The sequence below is a fragment of the Pseudomonas sp. B16(2017) genome (genome assembly GCF_002113205.1).
Lineage (GTDB): Bacteria > Pseudomonadota > Gammaproteobacteria > Pseudomonadales > Pseudomonadaceae > Aquipseudomonas > Aquipseudomonas pharyngis.
In genome coordinates, this window is record NZ_NEKA01000015.1 from 113,669 (window position 1) to 134,229 (window position 20,561).

Annotated in this window: 11 protein-coding genes; 5 read left to right on the plus strand and 6 right to left on the minus strand. The window is 62.1% G+C overall.

Translation table 11 applies throughout. The features are described from left to right. Positions 1–46 precede the first annotated feature (46 nt). On the minus strand, positions 47–2,314 hold the full coding sequence (gene katG / locus CAG25_RS23155) for a catalase/peroxidase HPI (protein ID WP_085613079.1): 2,268 nt from the start codon (positions 2,312–2,314) through the stop codon (positions 47–49). A 325-nt stretch (positions 2,315–2,639) separates the two neighbouring features. Here katG and CAG25_RS23160 point away from each other — a divergent pair, with 325 nt between their 5' ends. Further along, complete coding sequence (locus CAG25_RS23160) at positions 2,640–4,676, plus strand: TonB-dependent receptor (RefSeq protein ID WP_085613080.1); 2,037 nt, start codon at positions 2,640–2,642, stop codon at positions 4,674–4,676. A gap of 49 nt (positions 4,677–4,725) precedes the next feature. Here CAG25_RS23160 and CAG25_RS23165 read toward each other — a convergent pair whose 3' ends face one another. Next, complete coding sequence (locus CAG25_RS23165; protein WP_085613081.1) at positions 4,726–6,936, minus strand: LTA synthase family protein; 2,211 nt, start codon at positions 6,934–6,936, stop codon at positions 4,726–4,728. A gap of 273 nt (positions 6,937–7,209) precedes the next feature. On the opposite strand from CAG25_RS23165, the gene CAG25_RS23170 reads away from it, so the two are divergent. From CAG25_RS23170 to CAG25_RS23180, 3 genes are all read left to right on the plus strand, one after another. Next, positions 7,210–8,256 carry a sterol desaturase family protein gene (locus tag CAG25_RS23170; RefSeq protein WP_371857742.1) on the plus strand — a complete coding sequence of 349 codons (1,047 nt, stop codon included), beginning with the start codon at positions 7,210–7,212 and terminating at the stop codon, positions 8,254–8,256. 142 nt (positions 8,257–8,398) lie between these two features. Further along, the gene (locus tag CAG25_RS23175; protein ID WP_085613082.1) at positions 8,399–9,412 is read left to right on the plus strand and encodes an ABC transporter substrate-binding protein; all 1,014 of its coding nucleotides are present in this window, start codon (positions 8,399–8,401) and stop codon (positions 9,410–9,412) included. A gap of 157 nt (positions 9,413–9,569) precedes the next feature. Beyond that, positions 9,570–9,986 carry an organic hydroperoxide resistance protein gene (locus CAG25_RS23180; RefSeq protein ID WP_007956881.1) on the plus strand — a complete coding sequence of 139 codons (417 nt, stop codon included), beginning with the start codon at positions 9,570–9,572 and terminating at the stop codon, positions 9,984–9,986. Positions 9,987–10,070: 84 nt separating this feature from the next. Here the strand turns inward: CAG25_RS23180 and CAG25_RS23185 are convergent, their stop codons facing one another. The 4 genes from CAG25_RS23185 to CAG25_RS23200 all read right to left on the minus strand — a co-directional run bounded on the left by CAG25_RS23185 (position 10,071) and on the right by CAG25_RS23200 (position 13,579). Beyond that, complete coding sequence (locus tag CAG25_RS23185) at positions 10,071–10,547, minus strand: copper chaperone PCu(A)C (RefSeq protein ID WP_085613083.1); 477 nt, start codon at positions 10,545–10,547, stop codon at positions 10,071–10,073. Beyond that, positions 10,547–11,152, minus strand: a complete 606-nt coding sequence (locus tag CAG25_RS23190) for an SCO family protein (RefSeq protein ID WP_039770777.1) — start codon at positions 11,150–11,152, stop codon at positions 10,547–10,549. The genes CAG25_RS23185 and CAG25_RS23190 overlap by 1 nt, the downstream gene beginning before the upstream one ends. Positions 11,153–11,303: 151 nt before the next feature. Further along, positions 11,304–12,722 (minus strand): AdeC/AdeK/OprM family multidrug efflux complex outer membrane factor, encoded by a 1,419-nt coding sequence (adeC, locus tag CAG25_RS23195; RefSeq protein ID WP_085613084.1) that lies wholly within the window; start codon positions 12,720–12,722, stop codon positions 11,304–11,306. A 62-nt stretch (positions 12,723–12,784) separates the two neighbouring features. Further along, positions 12,785–13,579 carry a helix-turn-helix transcriptional regulator gene (locus tag CAG25_RS23200; RefSeq protein WP_085613085.1) on the minus strand — a complete coding sequence of 265 codons (795 nt, stop codon included), beginning with the start codon at positions 13,577–13,579 and terminating at the stop codon, positions 12,785–12,787. Between the two features lie 492 nt (positions 13,580–14,071). Between CAG25_RS23200 and CAG25_RS23205 the strand changes: the two genes are divergently transcribed. Then, positions 14,072–20,482, plus strand: coding sequence for a non-ribosomal peptide synthetase (locus CAG25_RS23205; protein ID WP_085613086.1), 6,411 nt, complete (start codon positions 14,072–14,074; stop codon positions 20,480–20,482). Positions 20,483–20,561 lie beyond the last annotated feature (79 nt).

Genomic DNA, 20,561 nt, shown 5'->3' on the forward strand with positions numbered 1-20,561 from the left:
AACGCCGCTCGATGAGCGGCGTTTTTTGTGGCTGGATGAAAAGCCCTTATTGGCGCAAATCAAACCGATCCAGATCCATCACCTTCGCCCACGCAGCAACGAAGTCGTTGACGAACTTTTCCTTCGCATCGGAGCTGGCATACACCTCGGCCAACGCCCGCAGTATCGCGTTGGAACCGAATACCAGATCGACCCGGGTCGCCGTCCATTTCACGCTGCCGGTTTTACGGTCGCGGCCTTCGAACTCGGTTTTCGACGTCGGTTTCCATTCCACACCCATGTCCAGCAGGTTGCGGAAGAAGTCGTTTGTGAGGGAGCCGGGTTTGTCGGTGAACACCCCGTGTTTCGTCTTGCCGACGTTGGTGTCCAGCACCCGCAGACCGCCGATCAGCACGGTCATTTCCGGGGCGGAAAGGGTCAGCAGTTGTGCCTTGTCGATCAGCAACGCTTCGGCCGGCACGCGATAGGTGTTGGCGGCGTAGTTGCGGAAGCCGTCGGTGTGCGGTTCGAGGAAGCCGAATGACTCGACATCGGTTTGCTCCTGAGTCGCATCGGTGCGCCCCGGATTGAACGGCACAGTCACCGTATGCCCGGCGTTTTGCGCCGCTTGCTCGACACCGGCGTTACCGGCCAGCACGATCAGGTCCGCCAGCGAGACTTGCTTGCCTGTCGCTCCAGTGTTGAACTCGTTTTGAATGCCCTCGAGGACTTTCAGCACCTTGTCCAGTTGCTCAGGCTGGTTGGCCTGCCAGAATTTCTGCGGTGCCAGACGCAGACGCCCGCCATTGGCGCCGCCGCGCTTGTCCGAACCCCGGAAGGTCGATGCGGCCGCCCAGGCGGTGGAAACCAGTTCCGAAACGGACAGCCCCGACGCCAGTATTTTGCCTTTCAGCGCCCTGATATCGCTGTCGTCCACCAGTGGATGCGTGGTCTCGGGAATCGGGTCTTGCCACAGCAGTTCTTCCTGCGGCAATTCCGGGCCGAGATAGCGTGACAGCGGGCCCATGTCGCGGTGAATCAGTTTGTACCAGGCGCGGGCGAAGGCATCGGCCAGTTGATCGGGATTGGCCAGGAAGCGCCGCGAAATCTTCTCGTAGGCCGGGTCGAAACGCAGGGCCAGGTCGGAGGTGAGCATGGTCGGGTCGATGCGTTTGTTCGGGTCGTGGGCGTGGGGAATGGTGCCGGCCCCGGCGCCGTTTTTCGGTTTCCACTGATGGGCGCCGGCGGGGCTCTTGGTCAGTTCCCACTCGAAGCCGAACAGGTTTTCCAGGTAGTTGTTGCTCCACTTGGTCGGGGTGGTGGTCCAGGTCACTTCCAGGCCGCTGGTAATGGTGTCGGCGCCCTTGCCGGTGCCGAAGCTGTTCTTCCAGCCCAGGCCTTGTTCTTCGAGGCCGGCGGCTTCCGGTTCCGGGCCAACGTTGTCGGCGGGGCCTGCGCCGTGGGTCTTGCCGAAGGCGTGACCACCGGCGATCAGGGCGACGGTTTCTTCGTCGTTCATGGCCATGCGGCCGAAGGTTTCGCGGATGTCCTTGGCCGAGGCCACCGGGTCGGGATTGCCTTCGGGGCCTTCCGGGTTCACGTAGATCAGGCCCATCTGCACCGCGGCCAGCGGGTTCTCGAGGTTGCGTTCGCCCTGATTGGTGCGGCTCTCTTCATTGCCGTGCTCGGCGGGTTCGGCCACCAGCGTGCCTTCGCCCGGCGGCTGCATGGATTCCGGATCCTTGCCGTAGCGGTTATCGCCGCCCAGCCATTTGTTTTCCGAGCCCCAGTACACGTCTTCGTCCGGTTCCCAGACATCCGCGCGGCCACCGGAGAAACCGAAGGTCTTGAAGCCCATCGATTCCAGCGCGACGTTGCCGGTGAGCACGATCAGGTCGGCCCAGGAAATGTTGCGGCCATACTTTTGCTTGATCGGCCACAGCAGGCGGCGGGCCTTGTCGAGGCTGACGTTGTCCGGCCAGCTGTTGAGCGGGGCGAAGCGTTGCTGGCCGGAGCCTGCGCCGCCACGGCCGTCAGCGGTGCGATAGGTGCCGGCGCTGTGCCAGGCCATGCGGATGAAGAGCGGGCCGTAGTGGCCGAAGTCCGCTGGCCACCACTCCTGGGAGTCGGTCATCAGCGCCGTCAGATCGCGTTTGAGGGCCTGGAAATCCAGGCTCTTGAAAGCCTTGGCATAGTCGAAGTCCTTGCCCATCGGATCGGATGCGGGCGAGTGCTGACTCAGGATTTTCAGGTTCAGTTGATTCGGCCACCAATCGCGGTTCGTCGTGCCACCGCCGGCGGCGTGATTGAACGGGCATTTCGATTCATTTGCCATGTTCGGGATCCTTATCAGGTCTTCTGCGGCCGGCTCGTGCCGACTTCGGACTAGTAAGGCTAGACCCGACTTGGCAAGTCAGCTAATAGGCCGACTATTGGTGCCTGATAGGCGCAGTCTCTTATGCGAAGTGCAGGAAACCTGCAGGGCAGGGCGCTGAAATGCCCGTGCTTGAGCGCTGGTTTGCATGTGTCTGGGCGAAACGGGATAGTCATTGGAAATGTTATTGTATAACATAAAAATGATTTCATCTGATCGGTGCCGGTAATACACCCTGTGTAGCGCTGGCATTGATCCTCAATTTTCTGCCTGACGGATTCCTGAAATGCCTTCCCGCTTCCACACCTTCCAACCCCGCCTGACGCTCATGGCCTCGGCGCTGCTGATCGCTTCGCCCGCATTCGCCGCCGACCCGCTGGAACTGCAACCGCAAGTCATCACCGGCAATCCGCTGGGCAGTCAGACCCTGGCCTCGCCCTCGACCGTGTTGAGCGGCGATGACCTGACGCTGCAGCAAAAGGGCAGCCTCGGCGAAACCCTGAACAAGCAGCCGGGCGTGTCGTCGTCCTACTTCGGCCCGGGTGCCAGTCGGCCGATCATTCGCGGGCAGGACGGCGATCGCATTCGCATCCTGCGCAACGGCGTCGGCGCGCTGGACGCCTCGTCGTTGTCCTACGATCACGCAGTGCCGCTGGACCCGGTCAATGTCGAGCGCATCGAAATCGTCCGTGGCCCGGCGGCCTTGCTGTACGGCGGCAGCGCCATCGGCGGGGTGGTCAACACCTTCGACAACCGCATCCCGACCGAAGCCATCGACGGCATCCACGGTGCCGGCGAGTTGCGCTATGGCGGCGCCGACACCACCCGCAGCAGCGCCGGCAAGCTTGAAGCCGGTAACGGCCAGTTCGCCTTGCACCTGGACGCCAGCGCCCGCGAGTTCAATGACCTGAAAATCCCCGGCTACGCCAAAACCGGCCGTGAACGGGCGAATGACGATGGCGATTCGAAAAAGCATCGGCTGGCCAACAGCAACGGTCGTCAGGACGGCGGTGCGGTGGGCGGGTCGTACACCTGGGATGACGGTTACGCGGGGCTGTCGTACAGCAATTACGATTCGAACTACGGCTCGCCGGCCGAAGACGATGTGCGCATCCGCATGGAGCAGGAGCACTACGCGTTCGCCTCGGAAATCCGCAACCTCGACGGCCCGTTCAGCTCGGTGAAACTCGACGCTGGCTACACCGATTACCAGCACCGGGAAATCGAGGGCGGCGAAGTCGGCACCACGTTCAAGAACAAGGGCTACGAGGCGCGGGTCGAGGCCCGGCATCAGCCACTGGGGCCGTTCAACGGGGTGATTGGCGCGCAAGTCAGTCGCAACGAATTCTCGGCGCTGGGCGAAGAAGCCTTCGTGCCGCACACCGATACCGATGCCGGTGCACTGTTCATTCTCGAAGAGCTGCAAGCCACGGATCGTCTGCTGTTCACCCTCGGCGGACGCCTCGAACACACCACGGTCGACCCGGATGGCAAAGGCAACGAGCGTTTCGCCAATGCCGATCGCTCCAGCAGTTTCACCGCCGGCAGCCTGTCATCCGGTGCGGTGTACACGCTGACGCCGATCTGGTCGGTCGCCGCCACGCTGGGCTACACCGAGCGTGCGCCGACGTTCTATGAGCTTTACGCCAATGGCGCCCACGTCGCCACCGGCACTTATGAAGTCGGGGACGCGGGACTGTCGAAAGAAAAAGCCGTCTCCAGCGACCTCGCCCTGCGTTTCGACAACGGTACGCACAAGGGCAGCGTCGGCGTGTTCTATAGCCATTTCTCCAACTACATTGGTCTGCTCGGGACCGGGCGCACGCTCAACGACGAAGGCGAGGAAGACGCCGATGGCATTCCTGAATACACCTACTCCGGCGTACGGGCGCGCTTCAGCGGTATCGAAGCGCAGGATCGCTGGACCCTTGGCGAAAACGCCTACGGCAAGTTTGCGCTGGAGCTGTCGGGCGACTACACCCGGGCCAAGAACCTCGACAATGGCCAGGACCTGCCGCGCATCGCGCCGCTGCGGTTGAACACCGGTCTGTTGTGGGAGCTGGATCGCTGGCAGGCGCGGATCGATGTGGAACACGCCAGTTCCCAGCACCGGGTGCCGGACAACGAAAGCAGCACCGACGGCTACACCACGCTGGGGGCGAATGTGGGTTATCACTTTGATGTTGGTCAGAGCAAGTGGCTGGCCTTCGTCAATGCCGAGAACCTGACCAACCAGACCGTGCGTTACGCCAGCTCAATCCTGCGGGATATTGCGCCGGCAGAAGGGCGCAGCATTCAGGTAGGGCTACGCACCACGTTCTGATCGGTCACATCGGACAGGCGCCAGCGTCGTTGCGACGCTGGCGTCGACCTCAACTCGATTGAGCGGTGTCTTCCTCCGGGATCTCGTCCAGCAGATCCTGTTGCCCCGGCAGTTCGGTGATCACGCTGAAATCACTGACTTCCACGGCGCCCAGCCCATACCCCAACAAGTGAAACGAGAACGCCTTGCGCGGTTGCGGGTTGTCGAAACTGAAATCCATCTCCAGCGGCTGATCCGCCGTGGCGACCATCTCGGTCGGCAGGCCCAGTTGCACGTCCTGTTCGAACTCCTTGGCCTTGAGCTGAATGTACGCTGCCTGCTGCGGATCGACCGAACGCACAGTCAGGCGCACGCGGGTGTGGGAGCCCTTGGGCATTTCCAGATACTGCGCGCCGATCAGGTTGTCGGCCCAGTCGTCCTTGATCTGCGCTTGCAGCGGGATGACGTTGGCGCTGCCGAACTGATAGCGCTGGTTGAGCGGAGTGCGCAGCAGCGACAGATCCAGGGCCGAGGCGCGGGCGGCGATGTCCCGGGCATTCTGGCTACTGGCATTGCCTTTGAATGTGGCGCTTTCGGCGATGAAACCTTGGCTTGCGTAATTGCGGCAACGGCGCGGCATGTCGCATTCGGTCAGCAGGCCGCGACCGTCGTGGTAACGCAGCTTGCCGTTGGTGAACGACATGATTTCGCGGCCCGAATCGTAATCGCGAAACAACGAGCGACCGCTGAGGGCGGAGGGCACCGGAAAGTCGAAGTAATCCAGAATCGACGCGCTCAGATCGACGTGACCATAGACCCCGGCGTTCAGGCGCGGCAGTTGCGCCTGTTCCGGCGCGAGGGTCAGGTTGAAGCCCCAGGACGACGCGAGGCGTACGCCGTCGATGCCGTGGGATTCGTCCGAGGTGATCACCACCAGCGTGTCTTTCAGCACGCCCTGGCGTTCGAGGCCGCTGAGAAACTGTTCCAGTGCATCGTCCAGATAACCGACGGCGGCCTGCTTGGGCGTGTCGTAGCGTTGCAGGTAATCCTCCGGCGCGGAGTAGGGCTGGTGGGTGCCGACGGTCAGCAGCGTGAGCATCCACGGCTGTTTCTGCTTCTTCAGTTCGCCGACGTATTTCAGTGCGCCTTCGAAAAACGCCTTGTCATCCTTGCCCCACGGGAATTCCAGGTAGTTGGCGTTGGTGAACCATTCCAGGCCATGGGTCGCATCGAACCCGATGTGCGGCATGATCTTGTCTTTGGCCATGAACCGCAGCCCTGCGCCTTGCAGGTAGTGCGTGGCAAAACCGTGCTGACGCAATTGGGCCGGCAGGCACGCCTGATTGCGCTCGTGCTGGGTCAGCATTTCCACGCCTTTGGGCGTGCCGTTGTCGAGTTTGTCGTAATCGCCGCAGAGCATGGCGTACAGACCGCGAATGGTCTGATGGGTGTGCAGCACGTAATCCGGGGTGTTCATGCCGCGCTCGGCCCAGCGGCTGAGGTTGGGCATCAGGTCTTCCTGATAATGGCTGCCGATGGCCTGGCGATTGGCGCCGATGTAGGCGCCGGGAATGCCTTCGAGGGCAACGATCAGCACATTGCGCGCCTGGCCCTTGGCCGGCAGCAACGGGTGACCGTTCAGATCGACATCGGTGAGCCCGGCCATCGGTGGGGGAGCGAATTGAGTATCGCCGTCCAGCCATTCTTCGGCCTGCATCTGCACGTCGGCGACCTGCGCGGCCAGCAACTGGTGCGGCAGATTGTACAGACGCCACGGATCGGCATCGCTCGGGTTCAGGTGTTGCGCGCCCCAGTATGCGGAGAACAGCAGTACCGGCGTCGCCCAGGCTGCGCGGGGCAGAGCGGGGGTGGTTGTTGCGCGTCGAGCCCAATGACTCAGCAACCACAAGGCCAGAGCCACCAGCAGCGCGACCGCCACACCGGGATGGGCGAAGCCGCCACCGGTGGAGTTTTCCACGAACTGCGGGTCGATCAGATAATGCAGGTCCGCCACGGTCGGCAGGCGGCCGACCGCGCTGACCAGTTCCGCGGTCGCCACCGCCAGCAATCCCCAGAACAGCAGCACCGGCAGCGCCAGCCACCAGGGGCGGCGGTGCAACACCACCACCAGCAGACTGCCGATGGCCAGATCCGACAGGTAACCGAACAGGCTCGACCAGCCGAGCGCCGCGCGAAGGCACACCGGCACGATCAGTACCAGAAAAACCAGAGAGAGAAGGCGGGCATCCAGGCACCGCAGCCGTTGAAAAAGAGCGCTCACAAAAAAAGACCTTCCAGCCATTAAACCGTCATAAAAGTGTGGGCGATGATACCAAGCGTCGGCAGTCTGATCGCCTTTTTAAACGGCTGGATGACCCGGTCCCGAAGATCGCTGTGATCCATCCGCAAGGGGCGGGACCTTGATCGGCGTACGTCCTGGCGGTTTTCCGACCTGAGCGAGGCGCCGGTTTTATTGTTTCAGGCTGTTTAACCGGCCTTTGATCCGTTCGTGCTGCATTTGCGAACCAGTGCGATTTACAATGCGCGACCCCTGATGGAGTCGGTCGTCGTGGATTTACTCACGCAACTTCATGCGCAGCTCAGCCGCTGGGTGATCGATCCGGTCACCGAGCGGTTCCTTGGCCTGTTCGATCTGAACGGTCGCCTAGGTGTGGTGTTTCTGCTCACATCCTACGGCGTGGCATACGGCCTTTATCGCCACCGAAAATCCCGGCACCTGACGCAAGCCCGATCCTTCTGGCAATTTGTCGGCGGCGGTCGTGTTCACGGGCATCGTTCGGCCTGGCTGGATTACCGTTATTACTTCATCAAGGCGATTCTTCGGGTGACGCTGGTGTTGCCCTTGGTCGGCCTGGTCGACCCGCATATTCTGCGTTCGGGCGACTACGCACAGTTTTTCACTCAGCTGTGGGGCGCGCGCGAGCAAGTGCCGGAACACCCGTTGATCGCGTTGTTCTACGGACTGGGTGTGTTCCTGTTCAGGGATTTTCTGCATTACTGGATTCACCGTGCCTTCCATTCCCGATATCTGTGGGAATTTCACAGGGTCCATCATTCGGCGCCGGTGCTGGTGCCGGCCACCGCCAGCCGCATTCACATTGTCGAATCGATCGTTGAGCGAATCGTCATCACCGCCGGCCTCGGCGCGTTTGCCGGGGCGGTCTGGTATGCCTGCGGCGGCGAGGTCAGCCGCTACACGCTGTTCGGCGTGACCTGGCTGGTGCTGATCATCAACAGCCTGGGCTCCAATCTGCGCCACAGCCATGTCTGGCTGTCGTTCGGGGCGGCAGTCGAGCATGTGCTCAGCAGCCCGGCCCAGCACCAGATTCATCACAGCGACGCACCGCGCCATTTCAACAAGAATTTCGCGATCAATCTGTCACTGTGGGACTGGCTGTTCGGCACGTTGTACGTAACCACTTCAAAGCCCGAAGACTTGCGCTTCGGCACGGGCGAGCAGGACCGCACGCGTTATCTGACGCTGTACAGCCTGATCGTTACGCCGTTCGTGGACATCGCGAAGCGCCTGTCCACGAACGCCGACGGGCTCAGAACCCGGTTCAACCAGCGTACGCCTTGAACGTCGGTATCAGCCTGTTCATCAGTTTTTCGAAGCTGGTTTTCCAGTGATATCAATATGCGATAACGGTATTTAAATTTCGTTTTTTATAGCGATAGAGTCCGGCCTCACAGATTTCCCGGTAAATCACTGCGAGGTTGTCATGGCCCTACCGTTCAAACGTTCTGCACTGACGCTGCTGGCGGCTTCGCTGGCTGGTGCGCTACTCGGCAACACTGCTCAAGCCGAAGGCAAGATCAGCATCGCCCAGCAATTCGGCATCGGTTATCTGATTCTGGATGTGGTGCGCGATCAGCAATTGATCGAGAAACACGGCAAGGCCCAGGGGCTGGACATCAAGGTCGACTGGAACAGCATTTCCGGCGCCACCGCCATGAATGAAGCGCTGCTCACCGGATCGCTGGACGTGGTCTCGGCGGGCGTGCCGCCGATGCTTACCGTGTGGGATCGCACCAAAGGCAAACAGAACGTCAAGGCCATCGCTTCGCTGGGCTCGATGCCCAACTACCTGTTGACCAATAACTCGAACGTCAAAACCCTCAAGGACTTCAGCGACAAGGATCGCATCGCCGTGCCGGCAGCGGGTGTGGGCTTCCAGTCACGCACGCTGCAGATCGAAACGGCCAAGGAATTCGGCAATGACCAGTACAAGAAATTCGACGACATCTCCGTCAGCCTGCCGCACCCGGATGCCACGGCTGCACTGATCGCTGGCGGCTCGGAAATCAACGCGCATTTCTCCAGCCCACCGTTCCAGTATCAGGCGCTGCAGAATCCCAACGTGCACAAAGTGCTGAGTTCCTACGACGTGCTCGGTGGCCAGGCCACGTTCAACGTGCTGTACACCACGGAAAAATTCCACGACGAAAACCCGAAAACCTACAAGGCGTTCTACGACGCCCTGGCCGAGGCCGAGAAGATCATCAAGGCCGACAAGCCTGCGGCGGCCCAAGCCTACATTCGTGTCGAGCAGTCGAAGTTGCCGCTGGCGCTGGTGGAGAAAATCGTCACCGATCCGGAAATCGATTTCACCGTGGTGCCGCAACGCACCTTTATCTATGCAGAGAAATTGCAGGAACTGGGTGTGCTGAAAAACAAGGCGGACAGCTGGAAGGATTATTTCTTTGAAGAGGCGCATGGTGGGGCGGGGAGTTGAACGGCCGTCATTTCTGAACAACCCGTACGTCCATTGCCCGAGTGAGCGACAAACCCGCGTCTATAGTGAGAGGGCTGTGTGAAACGGGTGGCGCACCTCAAGCTGCGACGGGAGGCGCCGAGTGAACAGTCTGCTGTTTTCCATTCAGGAGATCGCCATGAGTCAGATCGAAAAAGTGCTCTACACCGCGAAAACCCACACCACCGGCGGACGTGACGGCGCCTCGCGCAGTTCCGACGGGATCCTCGATGTAAAACTGTCGTCGCCCGGTTCCAGTGGCGGCGGGACCAATCCGGAACAATTGTTCGCCGCAGGCTGGTCGGCATGTTTCATCGGCGCGATGAAAGCGGTGGCGGGGCAGCAGAAAATCAGCCTGCCAGCGGACCTCGCGGTGGATGCCGAAGTGGACCTGGGTACCAACTCGGGAGGGTATCTGTTGCAGGCGCGACTGAATGTAAGCCTGCCGGGCATGGAGCGCGGCGCGGCGCAGCAGCTGGTGGATGCGGCGCATCAGGTGTGCCCGTACTCCAAGGCCACGCGCAACAATATCGAGGTCGAATTGAAACTGGTCTGATATCCAGATGCAAAAGGGGCGGCATGATCGTCGATCATGCCGCCCCTTTTGTTTTTTTGAAGGCGTAAATCTGTCAGTCAGCGATCAATGCATCTTGCTGTGATCGTGGCCTTCCATGGTCAGCGCCTTGACCGGCGCTTTCACTTCCACGGTTTCCTTTTCGCCCTTGGCGTTTTCGACGGTCAGGGTCAGCGGCACGCTGTCGCCTTCCTTCAGTTGAGCGGTCAGGCCCATCAGCATCACGTGGTAGCCATTCGGATCGAAGTTGACGGCTTTCCCCGCCGGCAGGTCGACCGACTTCACCGGGCCCATGCTCATCACGTCGTTCTTCATGCTCATCTCATGAATCTGCACGTCCTTGGCCGCCGGCGAAGCAACGCTGAGCAGCTTGCTGTCGCTGTCGGCGGTGACGCTCATGAACGCGCCGCTGGCCGACTGGTTCGGCACGGTCGCACGCACCCAGGCGTCGTCGACCCTGGTCTGCGCCGATACCTGGAACGCCAGGCCCAGCAGGGACAGGCCCAGTGCGGCACGTTTGATGTTGTTCAGAAAAGGGTTCATCAGCAGACCTCCATGACGGTAAGCAAATCTTCCGTGCACTCTTGTGCAGAAAGCGATTGAGACAGACCCACGCGCAACGTGCCCCGGGTGTCGTAGACATAGCTGGTGGCGGTGTGGGAAAGGGTATAGGTGTCGCCGGCCGGGACTTTTTCGTAGAACACGTCGAATTCCTTGGCGGTGGCCTTGGTTTCTTCGAGGGTGCCGTACAGCGCGACGAAGCTTGGATCGAAGGTCTTGACGTAGGCGTCGAGGATTTCCGGGGTGTCGCGTTCCGGGTCGAGGGTGATGAACACCACTTGCAGGATGTCGCCGTCCTTGCCCATCAGCTTCTTGATTTTCGCGGCGCGGGCCAGCGTCGTCGGGCAGATCGCCGGGCACTGGGTGAAACCGAAGAAGATCATCGGCATCAGGCCGCGAAAGCTCGACAGCGTCACGGTGTTGCCTTCGGTGTCCTTGAGCTTGAAGGTGCGTCCGAGGATCTTGTCGCTCAGATCCTTGCCGTACTTGTACGACAGTTCGCCGCGGGTGTCGCAGCCGGCGAGCAGGCCGAGACCGAGTACGCCCATTCCCGCAAGCACCTTGCGGCGAGTCAACAAAGCCGTCATTTCATACCGCCCTTTGGAGCCCGCCGGTCGGCAGGACAGGCGGGCGGGTTAACCGTAAAAGCGGCGCATGATACCAAAATGATCCGCTGCGCCGGTTTTCGATCGCCGGGCAATGTGGGATCTGGCGACAAAAGGTGTAAGAAAACATGACTCAAGGTGCTGGCGGTGGCGACTCGACCGGGCTCCAGCCGCCGCCCAGCGCGGTGTACAGATTCACTTGCGCCACCAGCTGCGCCAACCGATCGGTAATCAGCCCTTGCTGAGAACTGAACAACGAACGCTGGGCATCGAGGAACGTCAGGCTGCTGTCGACGCCGCTGCGATAGCGATGCTGCGCCATGTCGTAATAATCCTGGGTCGCCTGCACCAGATCGCGCTGAGCCTGGAGCTGTTGTTCGTAGGTCTGGCGCGCCGCGAGGCCGTCGGACACTTCCTGAAATGCCGTCTGAATGGTCTTTTCGTACTCGGCGACGCTGATGTCTTTTTGCAGCTTCGCGTAGTCCAGGCTGGCGCGCAGACTGCCGGCGTTGAAGATCGGCAGGTTGATCTGCGGCTGGAACGTCCAGGCCCCGGAGCCGCCCTTGAACAGCCCGGACAGGTCGCGGCTGGACGTCCCGGCATTGGCGGTCAGGCTGACACTCGGGAAAAACGCCGCCCGCGCCGCGCCGATGTTGGCATTGGCAGCGCGCAGCTTGTATTCGGCCTGGAGAATGTCCGGCCGACGTTGCAGCAGATCGGACGGCAACCCGGCCGGCACGGATGCCACCAGATCACTGTCCAGCGGACGCGCCGGCAGATGCTCGGGCACCGGCGCGCCCACCAGCAGCGTCAGGCTGTTCAAGTCCTGGGCGACCTGACGCTGATAACGAGCGAGGCTTGCGCGGGTGCTGTCGACGCTGGTCTGCGCCTGAATCTGGTCCAGCGCCGAGGACTTGCCGGCCTCGCGGTTGCGGGTGGTCAGGTGCAGGCTTCGTTCGTCGGCGGCCAGCGTCTCCCGGGCCAGCGCCAGCAACTCCTGATCGGCGCGCCAGGTCAGGTAAGCGTTGGCGACGTTGGCCACCAGACTCAATTGCGCACTGCGCCGGGCCTCTTCGGTGGACAGCCAGGTCAGCAATGCCTGCTCGCTGAGGCTGCGCACCCGGCCGAAGAAATCCAGTTCATAGGCGCTGATGCCCAGACTCACCGAGTAGGTCGAGGTGATCGCCGCTTGGGTGCGGGTCACGCGGGACGGCACCCGCTGACGCAGTTCGTTGGCGTTGGCCGACACCGCCGGCAGCAGATCGGCGCGCTGGATGCGGTATTGCGCCTGAAACGCCTCGACATTCAGCGCGGCCACCCGCAGATCGCGGTTGTTGACCAGCGCGCTTTCAATCAATTGCTGCAACGCCGGGTCATTAAACAGCGCACGCCAGTCCTCGGCGCGGGGTGTGACCGAGGACGGCGCAGCATACGCCGGACCTTGCGGATACTGCGCGGCACTCGGCGATGCCGGTCGCTGGTAATCGGGAATCAACGAACAACCGCCCAGCAGTATCACGGCGGACAGCAGGGAAATCGGCAATCTGAACATCAAACAGCCTCGTTCACGAATGAGGGCGGACGCCGGGCGCCCGGAATGAGAAAAATGCCGGATCAGGCCCCGGCCATCCATTTCGCCAGACCGTGTCGCCCGCTGACCCCAAGCTTGGCGGCCGCACGTTTGAGGTAGGTCTCGATCGAGCTGTTCTTGACCCGCAACTTTTCCGCCATCTGCGGCACGGTGCCGCCGGTCAGCAGGCCCAGGCAGACTTCTTTCTCGCGCACCGACAAGGTGATGTCGCCCAACGCCAGGCGTTCGTCGAACACCTGTTGCAACGGCGTCTGGGGGTGATCGGCTTGTGGCGCGCGGAGTTGACGGGCGGTGACTTGGCGACTGATGTGCGCGTGGCGCTCGATCAATGGCAACAAGGTGTCGGACAGGCGCTTGAGGAACGACAGTTCCGGCAGGGAAAACACCCGATGCGTGTGGGGGCGGTAAAACGAGATGACGCAACGGCGGTTGGACGTGCGCGATACCAGATTGCATTGGTGAACGCTGTGGTGCGGGTGTCGATGCTGGAGCGAGGCTTTCAATTGAATCAGTAGCGAGTCGTTCATCTCGATCATCTTTTGCAGCAGCGGGTGGTCGTCCGGGTGCTGCAACGGGGCCGGGGGCGGGAAGGTGTCCGGCAAACCGGCGCTGCCCAACGCCTTGATCTCGACCACGCTGGATTCCCGTTCGTCCAGGGTCCACTCACTGAGATCGACGCGATTGACCGGAACGAGGTTGTCGACCAGCTGGAACATGTTGGTGGCAAAACGCTCGTTGCCGGTGCTGGCGATCAGTTCACCCAGTTGCCAGTAAAAGTGCGGATTTTCCATGTTGCGAAGACTGCCGGTCAGATTCATATCCTTGTCATCCTTGATTTAGAGCCATTGCCGAATCGTCTGCCGTGCATGCACCCGTGAAACGCCCACCCAGTTGTTTCTCCTGAAAATCGATCTGGAACGGGATTTAAGCCTATGCATTTGTCCTACGTCTGTAGGGGAAAACAGGGACACAAAGTGCCACCATTTCCGAAAAAATGGCGTCACGTTTCTGTCAGATCAATGTGTAAGGACTCGTAGTTTGTGACTGTACGATCTAGTACGAACCCCGGATTCCGGGGTTCGGACCCCGGTGCCGCGCCATTGCGGGGCGCTAGCGGGTAGTCGAGTGTGGCGATTGTCCTACAGGATTTTCAGTCATTTCTTTCCGAACTTTTAGGGGATTAGCTGACTTCTCAGGCCCTGTTGGTTCGCACAACTGTACAAAGTGGGGAGTGTTGTCCGGGTTTTACGTGTCACGCGGGTTTCGGGGCCGATGCTTGAATACGCGCCAAATCACGTGAGATGGATCTTATGAACCAATTTGCTGCCGACGCGGCGGACGGTCTGTCCGCGATTTCCGAGGCCTTCCCGCTGACCGCTGCGCAGCGCGACATCTGGCTCGATCAATTGCGTCAGGGAAATTCGCCGATGTACAACATCGGTGGCTATGTCGAACTGACCGGGCCGCTGGATCCGGTGCTGATGCAGGCGGCGCTTGAAGGTCTCGTGGCCCGGCATGACGCGATGCGCACCAGCCTGCTGCCGGGGGCCGGCGAGGATGGGCTGCCGTTGCAGCGTTTTGCCCGTTCCATGCCGGTGCCGATGCCGGTGCACGATTTACGCAGCCAACCCGATCCATACGCCGCAGCGCGTCAACTGACGCAGGAAAACATCGAGCAACTGTTTACGCTGGATGGCGGGCCGTTGTTCCGGTTTCGTCTGCTCTGGCTCGATGACAACTGCCATTGGCTGTCACTCCAGGCCCACCACCTGATCGTCGATGGCTGGGGTTTCGGCGAGATGCTCAAATCCCTCGACGAGATCTACAACGCGCTGGCGCTCGGGCAATTGCCGCCCGATTCGGCGCCGTCCTATGTCGATTTCATCCGTGACGATGCGCGGTATTTTCAGTCCGACCGCTACGCCCGCGACCGGGCGTATTGGCTGGACAAATACCAGCATCGTCCCGAACCGCTGTTGCTGCCGCGCTATCAGGAACGCTTTGCCGGCGCTGCGGCACCGACGCGGATTTTCTCGCAGGTGTTTCCGGCTCGCTTGCACGAACGCATGAAACAGGTGGCCCGGGAGTACGGCGCATCGGCGTTTCATGTGCTGCTGGCAGCGATCCATGTGTATTTCAGCCGCAGCGCCCAGCGTGACGAATGGGTGGTGGGCGTGCCGCTGCTCAACCGCTCCGGCGCCCGGTTCAAATCGACCCTGGGGCTGTTCACCCAGGTCAGCGCGGTGCGCATGGGGTTTGGCCGCGAGTTGTCATTCAAGACGCTGGTCAAGGCGATTCACGACGAGTTGAAAAAAGACTTTCGCCATCAGCGTTTTCCCTTGAGCGAAATGAACCGTGCCCTCAGCTTGCTGCGCGAGGATCGCTCGCAGTTGTTCGAAGTGACCGTGTCCTATGAGCGCGATGCACATGAATACCGCTACGGCGAGGCGCAGGGACGGGTGGTCAAAGTGTCGAACCACGAAGAGGGCACGCCGTTGTCGGTGCACCTGCTGAGCAGCCGTGGTGACTACGAGGACAGTTTGTACATGGTGTACAACGAGGCCTGCTTTGACGCCGATGAAATCGCGGCGCTGAGCGGCCGCTTGCTGTGGGTGCTGGAGCAGGGGCTTGAAGACCCGGCGCTGATGGTGGGTGATTTCAGCCTGAGCCTGCCGGCCGAATCGGCGCTCTTGCAGCAGTGGAACGACACACGCGCGCAATACCCTCAAAACCTGACCATCCACCAGCGCATCGAAGCGCAAGTGGCGATACGCCCGGATGCGGTAGCGGTCGAACTTCAGGGACAGCGGCTGACCTATGCCGAGCTGAACCGACAGGCCAACGCCCTGGCCCATCATTTGATCGGGCTCGGCGTACGACCCGACGCCCGCGTGGCGCTGGTCGCGCGCCGAGGGCTGGACACGCTGGTCGCGCTGCTGGCGATTCTCAAGTCCGGCGCCGGTTATGTGCCGGTCGATCCGGCTCATCCTGCGGAACGGCTGAGCTATTTATTGCGCGACAGTGCTCCGGCCGTGGTCCTGACCCGGCACGATCTGCGCGAACGTTTGCCGGTGTTCGACGTGCCGGTGATTGAAATCGACACGCGCGGCTGGCCGATCAACGATCTCAACCCCGACGTTTCGGGTCTGACCACTGCACATCTGGCCTACGTGATCTACACCTCTGGCTCCACCGGCCAGCCCAAGGGCGTGATGGTCGAGCATCACACGTTATCGAATCTGGTCGACTGGCATTGCGCGGCCTTCGATCTGTGTGCCGGTCGCCACACTTCGAGCCTCGCGGGATTTGGGTTCGACGCCATGGCCTGGGAAGTCTGGCCCGCGCTGTGTGCCGGCGCGACCCTGCACCTGGCGCCATCCCGTGACGGCGGCGAAGACATCGACGCGCTGCTCGACTGGTGGCGCGCGCAGCCGCTGGACGTGAGTTTCCTGCCGACCCCGATTGCCGAGTACGCCTTCAGCCGCCACCTCGAACACCCGACCTTGCGCACACTGCTGATCGGCGGCGATCGCCTGCGCCAGTTCAATCGCCAGCAGACGTTCGCGGTGGTCAACAACTATGGCCCGACCGAAGCGACAGTGGTCGCCACCTCGGGCCGAATCGAACCGGGCCGGACGCTGCACATCGGCAAACCCGTGAGCAATGCCACGGCCTATCTGCTGGATGACCGACAACGCCCGGTGCCGATTGGCGTGGCCGGTGAACTGTACGTCGGAGGCGCCGGGGTGGCGCGGGGTTACTTCAACCGTCCGGAGCTGACCGCCGAACGCTTTCTCGACGATCCTTTCAGCCGCCAGCCCAACGCCCGGATGTACCGCACCGGCGACCTCGCACGCTGGCGCCCGGACGGCACCCTCGAGTACCTGGGCCGCAACGACGATCAGGTGAAAATCCGTGGCGTGCGCATCGAGCCCGGTGAAATCGAAGCCGCGTTGAGCAGCCACGAATCGGTGCGCGATGCGGTGGTGCAGGTGCGCGACGGGCAGTTGCTGGCCTGGTTCACCGAACGCCAGCCGCTGGATATCACACAGCTGCATGCTCACCTCAAGACCCGTCTGCCCAGCGCGATGCTGCCATCGGCCTATGTGCGTTTGACGGCGTTGCCGCTGACGGCCAACGGCAAGCTGGATCGCCAGGCGTTGCCGGCGCCGGGGCCGGAGGCGTTGATCCGCCGTGAATATGAACCCCCGCAAGGCGATGTCGAAATTCTCCTGGCGCAGATCTGGGCCGAGGTGCTGCAAGTCGAGCGGGTAGGGCGTCACGATCACTTCTTCGAGCTGGGCGGGCACTCGTTGCTGGCGGTCAACCTGATCGAACGCATGCGTCAGTTGGGGATGAGCAGCGATGTGCGCGTGCTGTTTGGCCAGCCGACCCTGGCGGCACTGGCCGCATCGGTGGGCACTGGTCGCGAGGTCGAAGTGCCGGCCAACCGCATTCCGCCAGGTTGCAAGCAGATCACCCCGGACCTGTTGCCGTTGGCAGAACTGGATCAGGCTACCCTCGACCGGATCATCGCCACGGTGCCGGGTGGGGCAGCCAACGTGCACGACATTTATCCGCTGGCGCCGTTGCAGGAAGGCATCCTTTATCACCACATCACCGCTGCCCAGGGTGATCCGTATCTGCTGCAGTCGCAGCTGGCGTTCGACAGCGTCGAGCGGGTCGAGGCCTATGCGGCGGCGCTGCGTCAGGTCATGGCGCGCCACGATATTCTGCGCACTGCGGTGGTCTGGGAAGGTTTGACCACTCCGGTGCAGGTGGTCTGGCGCGAAGCCGAGTTGCCGGTGCAGGAAATCACCCTCGATCCGGCCGAGGGCGATGTCCTCGCGCAACTGCATGAGCGCTTCGATGCCCGGCGGTATTGCATCGACGTCAGTCAGGCGCCGCTGATCCGGCTGATGTATGCGCGCGACCCGGCCCAGGGGCGGATCGTGGCGATTCTGTTGTTTCATCACCTGGCGCTGGATCACATCGCGCTGGAAGTCCTGCGTCATGAAATGCGCGCCAACCTGCTGGGGCTGGATAAACCGCTGCCGCCAGCGGTGCCGTATCGCAATTACGTGGCCCAGACCCGATTCGGTGTCAGCGAGCAGGAACACGAAGCGTTCTTCCGCGAGATGCTCGCCGATATCGACGAGCCGACTTTGCCGTTCGGCTTGCAGGACGTGCAGGGCGACGGTCGCGGCATCGATGAAGCCGTACGCACGCTTGCGCCGGAACTGGATCGGCGCTTGCGTCTTCAGGCGCGGCAGGCCGGCGTCAGCGTGGCCAGCCTGATTCACCTGGCCTGGGCCCAGGTGCTGGCGGCGACCTCGGGGCAGGAACACGTGGTGTTCGGCAGCGTTTTCATGGGCCGGATGCAGGGCGGCGAGGGCGCGGACCGGGCGCTGGGGGTGTTCATCAATACCTTGCCATTGCGGGTGGACATGGACCGGGGCGCGCGCGATGCGGTGCTGCTCACCCACGCCCGATTGACCGACTTGCTCGGGCACGAACATGCGTCGCTGGCGCTGGCTCAGCGTTGCAGCGGGGTTGCGTCACCGGCGCCGCTGTTCAGTGCGTTGCTCAACTATCGGCACACCGAACTTGAGGCGCAGGAATCGGCGTCGGACCCAGCCTGGCAAGGCATTCAGACCCTGGAGAACGAAGAGCGCACCAATTACCCGCTGACCCTGAGCGTCGATGATTTGGGCAGCGCCTTACAGATCACCACGCGGACCCTGATGAGCATCGGTGCTCAGCGTATCGGCGACTACGTGCGAACCGCGTTGCAGACGCTGGTGGATGCGCTGGAGCAAACCCCGCAACAGCCGCTGAATCGCTTGTCGATCCTGCCGACGGCGGAGCTTGAGCAACTGCTGGTCGAGTTCAATGCCAGCGAAGTCGATTGTCCGCTCGATCAGCCGCTTCAGGTGTTGTTCGAGCAACAAGTACAGCGCAGACCCGACGCCATCGCATTGCAGGCTGGCGAGCAACAACTGACCTATCGCCAGCTGAACGAACAGGCCAACCGTCTGGCGCATCATCTACGCGAGCACGGCGTGCAACCCGATTTGCGGGTGGCGATCTGTGTCGAACGCAGCCTGGATCTGGTGATCGGCTTGCTCGGTATTCTCAAAGCGGGCGGTGCGTATGTGCCACTGGACCCGGACTATCCGCTGGATCGCCTGCATTACATGTTGCAGGACAGCGCGCCGGTTGCGGTGCTGGTGCATGACGCCACCCGCAATCTGTTGGGCGATCCGGGTGTGCCGGTCATCGATTTCGACCGCTGCACCTGGCAGGGCGCATCGACTGAAAACCTGCAAATACCGGGTTTGAGCGCTTCAAACCTGGCCTACATGATCTACACCTCGGGCTCCACCGGCACGCCGAAAGGCGTGATGATCGAGCACCGAAGCGCCTGCAACATGGTGCACTGGGGCTCGCAGATCAGCCCGCCGACCGAGCACGGCGCGCTGCTGCAGAAGGCGCCGTTCAGCTTCGACAGTTCGGTGTGGGAGATTTTCTGGCCGCTGTGTTGCGGCCTGCGGCTGGTGCTGGCGCGTCCCGATGGCAATCGCGATTCGGCCTATGTGACCCAGGTGATTCGCGAACGGCAGATCACCGTGGTCAAGTTCGTGCCGGCGCTGCTGCAACAGTTCATCGAACAGGACGATGTCAGCCAGTGCACCAGCCTGACCGACGTGCTCAACGGTGGCGGTGAGCTGACCGCCGCACTGGCCCGGCGCGTCCGCGAGCGCCTGCCGTGGGTGCGTCTGCACAATGTCTATGGCCCGACCGAAACCACCGTCGACAGCACCGGCTGGACGCTGGAGCCGGGTCAACCGGTGCCGGAGGCCGTGGTGCCAATCGGCAAGGCTTTGAGTAACACTCGGCTCTACGTTTTGGACGCCCACGATCAACCGGTGCCATTCGGTGTCAGCGGCCACCTGCACATCGGCGGGGTCGGGGTCGCGCGGGGTTATCTGGGACTGCCGGACATGCAGGCCGAGCGCTTCATCGACAGCCCGTTCGTGGCCGGTGATCGCCTGTATCGCACTGGAGACCTGGTGCGCTACCGCGCGGACGGCAACCTCGAATTCCTCGGCCGCAACGACTTCCAGATCAAGCTGCGCGGCCTGCGTCTGGAACCGGGGGAAATCGAAGCACGGCTGATCGAGCATCCAGCGGTGCGTGAAGCGGTGGTGCTGGTGCGGGACGAGCGGCTGGTGGCGTATTTCACCGTGCGCGAAGGCTTTGCTGCACCAGCTATCGAAACCTTGCGTGCCCATGTGCTCGAGCGTTTGCCGGAGTACATGGCGCCGGGCGCCTACGTAAAACTCGACGCATTACCCCTGACCCCGAACGACAAGGTCGACCGCAAAGCCTTGCCGGCACCTGGGGCTGAGGCGGTGCTCAGTCGCCGCTACGAGGCGCCCGAGGGCGAAGTCGAAATCCGGCTGGCGCAGATCTGGGCCGAAGTGCTGCAACTGGAGCAGGTCGGGCGCAACGATCACTTCTTTGAGCTGGGTGGGCATTCGTTGCTGGCGGTCAGTCTGGTGGCGCGCATGCGTCAGGCCGGGCTACACGTCGATGCGCGAACGCTGTTCAGCCAGCCGACTCTGGCCGCGCTGGCGGCGCAAACCTCGGACCAGGCAAAACAGGTGGAAGTCCCACCAACCACCATACCGACGCTCAACCGCAAACGCCGGCTCTGAGCCGACACCGGCGTCGATTCGCGGTTCCCGCGGATCGACGCCATGACTGGCCGGTCACGGGTCTTGTCCCCGCTTCCCA

Bases quoted from the DNA above. Each gene is read 5' to 3' on its own strand.
- CAG25_RS23180 (WP_007956881.1), top strand. From the start codon at position 9,570: ATGAGTCAGATCGAAAAAGTGCTCTACACCGCGAAAACCCACACCACC.
- katG (WP_085613079.1), bottom strand. From the start codon at position 2,314: ATGGCAAATGAATCGAAATGCCCGTTCAATCACGCCGCCGGCGGTGGC.
- CAG25_RS23205 (WP_085613086.1), top strand. From the start codon at position 14,072: ATGAACCAATTTGCTGCCGACGCGGCGGACGGTCTGTCCGCGATTTCC.
- CAG25_RS23185 (WP_085613083.1), bottom strand. From the start codon at position 10,547: ATGAACCCTTTTCTGAACAACATCAAACGTGCCGCACTGGGCCTGTCC.
- CAG25_RS23175 (WP_085613082.1), top strand. From the start codon at position 8,399: ATGGCCCTACCGTTCAAACGTTCTGCACTGACGCTGCTGGCGGCTTCG.
- CAG25_RS23200 (WP_085613085.1), bottom strand. From the start codon at position 13,579: ATGAATCTGACCGGCAGTCTTCGCAACATGGAAAATCCGCACTTTTAC.
- CAG25_RS23170 (WP_371857742.1), top strand. From the start codon at position 7,210: ATGGAGTCGGTCGTCGTGGATTTACTCACGCAACTTCATGCGCAGCTC.
- adeC (WP_085613084.1), bottom strand. From the start codon at position 12,722: ATGTTCAGATTGCCGATTTCCCTGCTGTCCGCCGTGATACTGCTGGGC.
- CAG25_RS23190 (WP_039770777.1), bottom strand. From the start codon at position 11,152: ATGACGGCTTTGTTGACTCGCCGCAAGGTGCTTGCGGGAATGGGCGTA.
- CAG25_RS23160 (WP_085613080.1), top strand. From the start codon at position 2,640: ATGCCTTCCCGCTTCCACACCTTCCAACCCCGCCTGACGCTCATGGCC.